This is a genomic window from Wolbachia pipientis, assembly GCF_023661085.1.
Classification (GTDB): domain Bacteria; phylum Pseudomonadota; class Alphaproteobacteria; order Rickettsiales; family Anaplasmataceae; genus Wolbachia.
In genome coordinates, this window is sequence record NZ_JAHDJT010000093.1 from 1 (window position 1) to 5,662 (window position 5,662).

Sequence of the window (5,662 nt, forward strand, 5' to 3'; positions counted from 1 at the left end):
TAGTGCGAAAAATTAAACAATAGTACGCCAAATACAAGTTCTCTTGTCATTTTAGCCTGTATAGATTGGGAAGTAAACAAATAGCTTTAACCTTATGATAATGGAATTGGCAAAAGTTGTCAAGTAGTTTTTTTTGTTTCTACATTAGCTGCTTGGATGATGCCAATAATTGTATTTGCTTTACTGGTACTCAAGTTTCCTATTCAAAATCTTTAATATTAAATCCAATTCATTTGGGTTATTATACCTTATCATAACTTTACCCTTGGAATTGTTGTCATTAATTTTGATCTTTAAGCCAAGCTGAGAAGATATAGCGCCCTCTATTGCTGCTATATCCTGATTTTGAGTATATTTTTGTTCTTTTTTATCACTACTTTGATGTAAGTCTTTTATCAATTTTTCAGTTTGTCTAACGTTCAAGCCTTGGGAAATTATCTTTTCTGCAATGCTTTCTGCGTTTTCAACATTAATCAATGCTCTTGCATGGCCCATAGACAATTTTTTTTCATTGATCATTTTTTTCACACTGCCAGGGAGCGACAACATCCGAATCATATTGGTTATGTGACTGCGGCTTTTGCCTACAGTTGAGGCTAGTTCTTCATGTGTATAAGAAAACTCATCTATCAGTTTTTTGTATGCCTCACCTTCCTCTATTGGGTTTATATCTTGCCTTTGTATGTTCTCAATAATGGATAATTCCAAGCACTCCTTGTCGGTCAAATCTTTTACAATGACTGGCGCACTATCGAGGTTTGCAATCTTGCTTGCTCGCCAACGACGTTCCCCAGCTATTATTTCATAACCGTCATTATTTGAGTCTTTACGCACTACGATAGGTTGTATAATACCATTTTTCTCTATTGAACTTGCGAGTTCTTTTAGTGATTCTTCATCAAAGTGCTTTCGTGGCTGGAATTTGCTTGGGTGCAGTAGTGAAATAGGTAAATACTCTTGCCGATCTTTTTTATTATCATAATTATCACCTATAAGACCAGCAAGACCTCTGCCCAGGCGCCTATCATCTTTCATACTATACCCTCGCTCACCAGCTTCTTCTCTTGGCAGCTGCTTGCATGCTTCCTCAAAATTTCCTTGGCTAAATTTATATATGCTTGTGCGCCAGGGCATTTAAGATCGTATACAATAGCGGGTTTGCCATGGGAAGGTGCTTCCGATAATCTTACATTACGCGGAATGATGGTCTCATACAGTGGAATAATAGTTTTATACACTTTGTCATTTAAATACTGACAAATGTCATTTTTAATCTGTTCGCTAAGCTTGTTGCGCTTATCATACATTGTGAGCAATATCCCTTCTATTACCAGGCAAGGGTTTAAGTTATTCCTTTTTATTAGCTCCACAGTTTTAACTAGATGACTCAGTCCCTCCAGAGCAAAAAATTCACACTGAAGAGGAACAATGATAGAATCGGCAGCGGTCAAGGCATTAATGGTGAGCAAACCAAGTGATGGAGGGCAATCAATAATTATGTACTCATAATTATCACGTATTTTTTCTAATGCGCTTTTTAGAACAAATTTTCCTCGTTCAAGCTGTGATAATTCGATTTCTGCAGCTGATAAATCAACCACTGACGAAATTAGCGACAAATTTGGAATTTCCTTTATGCCAAAAATTGCTGATCCTATCAGTTTATTTTCGCTGCTTAGTAATATTTTATATATGTTTTTTTCTTCCCTGCTACGATAAGAAATCCCAAGCCCGGTGCTAGCATTTCCTTGAGGGTCAAGATCTACCAATAAAGTACTTTTTCCTACAGCAGCAAAGGCCGTCGATAAGTTTATACTAGTTGTAGTTTTACCAACTCCACCCTTTTGGTTTACTATTGCAATAACCTTGCTCACGCCTTTTATCTTACGTATAAAATAACTCTATTGTATATATGCTAGAAATTTTTGCATTAGAAAATTTTTTTGTTACCTAAAATTAAACTGTTTTTTTCTTTGTGTAGCACACTTTGCACTTTGTTTCCCAATTCATTTAGGGTAAATGGCTTTGGTAAGAAGTGGAAATCTTCCACATTAATGGTGTCATTCTTCAAAAACGCATCTTCCGCATATCCAGAAATAAAAATGACATTGATACCTGGTCTGTGAATTAGGGCTTCTTTAACTATCTCTGGACCGCTAACTTCTGGCATAATCACATCAGTGATTATTAGATCTATGTATAAACTTTTTTCGATTATCATCTCCAATGCCTTGTTGCCCGTGCTAGCCTCTATTACATCAAACCCTTTTCTTTGTAATGCTTTAGTAGTGAATTCTCTTACTGAATCTTCATCTTCGATCAATAAGATTGTACCATTACTTTTAACTTCACTTACTACTGGTTTCTCTACTTCTTCGCTGCTTTCCTCTCTATGGTTTTCATCTGATATGTAAACCATAGGCAAAAATATGCTAAATTTAGTTCCGTGATTTATCTCACTAGCAACATAGATATATCCTTCAGTTTGTTTAATAATACCATATACAGTGGAAAGACCAAGACCTGTACCAGAGGTAATATCTTTAGTAGAAAAGAATGGGTCAAATACTTTTTGGATTGTATCATGCGTCATTCCACATCCTGTATCGATTACTTCAATTACAACATAATTTCCATGTTCAATCGCTTCTTTGTCTGGAGAAAACATATTCTTAGGTGTAGAATTTAATGAATTGATCTTTTTATTAAAAGTTCGTATGGTTAGTTCTCCGCCCTTTTCCATGGCAGCACTGGCATTTATTACTAAGTTAAGTATAACTTGCTCTAATTGTCCTTGATCAGCCCTCACCATACCCAAATCTCTACCGTAATAAGCAGTGAATTTTATATTCTCGCCTATTAACCTTTTTATCATTTCATAAAGATTAGTTATCGCGCTGTTTACATCAATAATTTTTGGTTGCATTGTCTGCCTTCTTGAGAAAGCAAGCAGCTGCTTAACTAAATTTGATCCACGTTTAGCATTTTGCTGTATTTGTATTATATTTCCAAAAGATGGATCACTAGCTGAGTGCTGAAGCAAAAGCAAATCACAAAATCCTATTATTCCGGTTAGTATATTGTTAAAATCATGCGCAATACCGCCTGCGAGCTGTCCTATAGCTTGCATTTTTTGATAATGCTCAAGTTTTATCTCAAGATTTTTATGCTCAGTGTTATCGACAAAATAGCAGAGTATGAACATCATTCTATTATGAAGAAACTTATTGAAATATATCTTCATATTATCGTTGTTGCTGAGCTGCACATCAAAGGATGCGTTATTTATTCTATTACTAGAAAAATACTCACGTATTTTCATATGATAGTCGTCTGATATCAGTGTAAAGATCGAATTGTTATCTGGTCCTGCAAGCTTTATTAGCGCTGTATTTTTTTTTATGAAGTTACCGTTTACATCGCACTGTGCAATCGCAATTGATGAATTTGTAAAACATGGGTGTAATTGATAATCAATAACGTTTGATTCAACTGGCGTAATAAAGCCATATATATAGTTATGGTGATGTTTATCACAAAACATAGCAGTGCTCATATAAGCCTTAAATGGAATACCGCTTACGGTACAAAACAAAACTTCATTATCAGTTGCTGTATTATTATATTTAGATTGAAATACAAAGTCATTGATTGAGCTGCCTCTTTCAAGTTTTTTTAGTTCAAATATGTCTAAAAACCTTTGATTTACAGATAAAATTGTCCCTTTAGCATTTGCAATGTAAGTTCCTATATTATGATTTTCTATTAATTCTTCGTATACTTGCTCTTTGTTCATCTGTGTCGCTTTTAACACAAAATACCCATGTGGTCTTGCTATTGGTGCTAATGATAAATTTAGAGCCTTATTACTACTTATAACAACTTGGGGATTATCTGGTACTGGTTCAAAAAGCAAAAGAAAATTAGATATTTTATCTTCCTTGTTTAAGGTAATGCTCACCTGTACAGAAGAGTTATTTTTCAGCGCGTGGTGTAGCGCCTTTTTATCTTTCTCTGAAATATTTCCTACTTCAAGAATCTTGTCTAATGTAACGTCATTATCTATGTGATCTTTGAATCTTTCGTAGAACCTTGCGTCAGCATAAACAATGCCATCGTCTCTGTGTAAAATAAGGCAAAATTCTGTATTATGATTTAGTGCATTTGCAAATATTGCATTTTGAAATTCTACGATATTAAGTAGGTATTTATAGCGTTTTACATGATATACTATAAATAGAGTCATTAAAGTACTAACTAGTAGGTTAATCTCTATATTAGTATGCTGGTCATATATATCAAAAAAGTAGAGTGTTGATATTACTACTGGAGGTAAAAACATAATGACTGCCATAGCAATAATTGACATTCCATAATTCCTCAATATGAAGTCAACCCTGTTCTCTTTCTTGCTGTCTATGTATCTTTTACTCATTGTGCGTATACAAATGTTTTATTATATTTATTTAATTATTATAGAATTATTAACATCTTTGATAAGCAATTACTACTTAAATCTCTCGAATATTGGTACTGTTGACAAAACATTATGAACGAACAAAAAATGCAAGCTTTTGAATGGTTCTGTGCACTAAGAAATAAAATTGTAGAGTCTTTTTTGTCAATTGAAAAACAGTCATCTACAGATCCAAAGATTGAAAAAAGAAAATGGGATCGTCCAGGTGGTGGAGGCGGCGAGTCTACAATTATTTATGGTAATGTTTTTGAAAAGGTAGGGGTAAATGTTTCAAAAGTACATGGAAAATTCGCAGATTCAATTATAAATGAAATTCCTGGTGCAAGCAAGAGCGATGGGGAATTTTGGGCAAGTGGCATATCTTTAGTGTCTCACATGCAATCTCCTCTGATTCCTGCAGCACATATGAACACAAGGCTGATGTATACATCGAAACAATGGTTCGGTGGAGGAATGGACTTTACTCCAACATATAGAAATGAGGAAGATTATAAGTATATTCATGAATCAATCAAGGCAACATGTGATGAATTTGATGCTGAGTATTACCCAAAATTTAAGGAGCAATGTGACAGCTATTTTTTCTTACAGCACAGAAAAGAACCACGTGGAATTGGTGGAATTTTCTATGATAATCTGAATTCTGGCAACTGGGAAAGTGATCTCAAATTTACAAAAGCAGTAGGTGAAACCTTTTTGGAAATCTATTTGCATATAATACGTCAACATATGCAAAAGCCTTGGACGAAAAAGCAGCGAGAGGCCCAATTAATAAAGCGTGGCAGGTACGTAGAATTCAACCTGCTATATGACCGTGGTACAAGATTTGGTTTAATGACGGATGGTAATCCAGATGCAATTATGATGTCAATGCCGCCTCTTGTTAAGTGGTTGTAGAGCCTAAGTGCATGAACATTATGATTTGACTAGCCATCATCCAATAGAAAAAAAACTACTTGACAAATTTTGTCTGTCCTGCTACTATAAAAACAAGGGTATTTCTGACTCAAAACTTGTTTTTGATCTGCAGGCTCAATGACAAAATTCAGTAAAAAACTCAGGGTATTTTTTGGCGGATTGTATCAAATTATAGCGGCTGCATGTCTTTTTCATTTTTTCTACATTCAGCCAAATCGCGCTTAAACTAAGCGTCAGTAAATTATTATAGCGCCAATTTACAGTATT

4 protein-coding genes are annotated in these 5,662 nt (G+C 34.6%); 1 reads left to right on the plus strand and 3 read right to left on the minus strand.

The genetic code is table 11. From position 1 onward, the window contains the following. Positions 1-180: 180 nt before the first annotated feature. The 3 genes from DM84_RS04550 to DM84_RS04560 are packed head-to-tail and all read right to left on the minus strand — an operon-like array spanning position 181 to position 4,435. Complete coding sequence (locus tag DM84_RS04550) at positions 181-1,035, minus strand: ParB/RepB/Spo0J family partition protein (RefSeq protein ID WP_250778671.1); 855 nt, start codon at positions 1,033-1,035, stop codon at positions 181-183. Then, positions 1,032-1,874, minus strand: coding sequence for a ParA family protein (locus DM84_RS04555; RefSeq protein ID WP_250778673.1), 843 nt, complete (start codon positions 1,872-1,874; stop codon positions 1,032-1,034). The genes DM84_RS04550 and DM84_RS04555 overlap by 4 nt, the downstream gene beginning before the upstream one ends. Before the next feature lie 56 nt (positions 1,875-1,930). Further along, positions 1,931-4,435 (minus strand): ATP-binding protein, encoded by a 2,505-nt coding sequence (locus tag DM84_RS04560; protein WP_250778675.1) that lies wholly within the window; start codon positions 4,433-4,435, stop codon positions 1,931-1,933. 114 nt (positions 4,436-4,549) lie between these two features. On the opposite strand from DM84_RS04560, the gene hemF reads away from it, so the two are divergent. Then, a complete protein-coding gene (gene hemF / locus DM84_RS04565) occupies positions 4,550-5,374 on the plus strand; it encodes an oxygen-dependent coproporphyrinogen oxidase (RefSeq protein WP_250778677.1) in 825 nt (274 codons plus the stop codon). Positions 5,375-5,662: the final 288 nt, after the last annotated feature.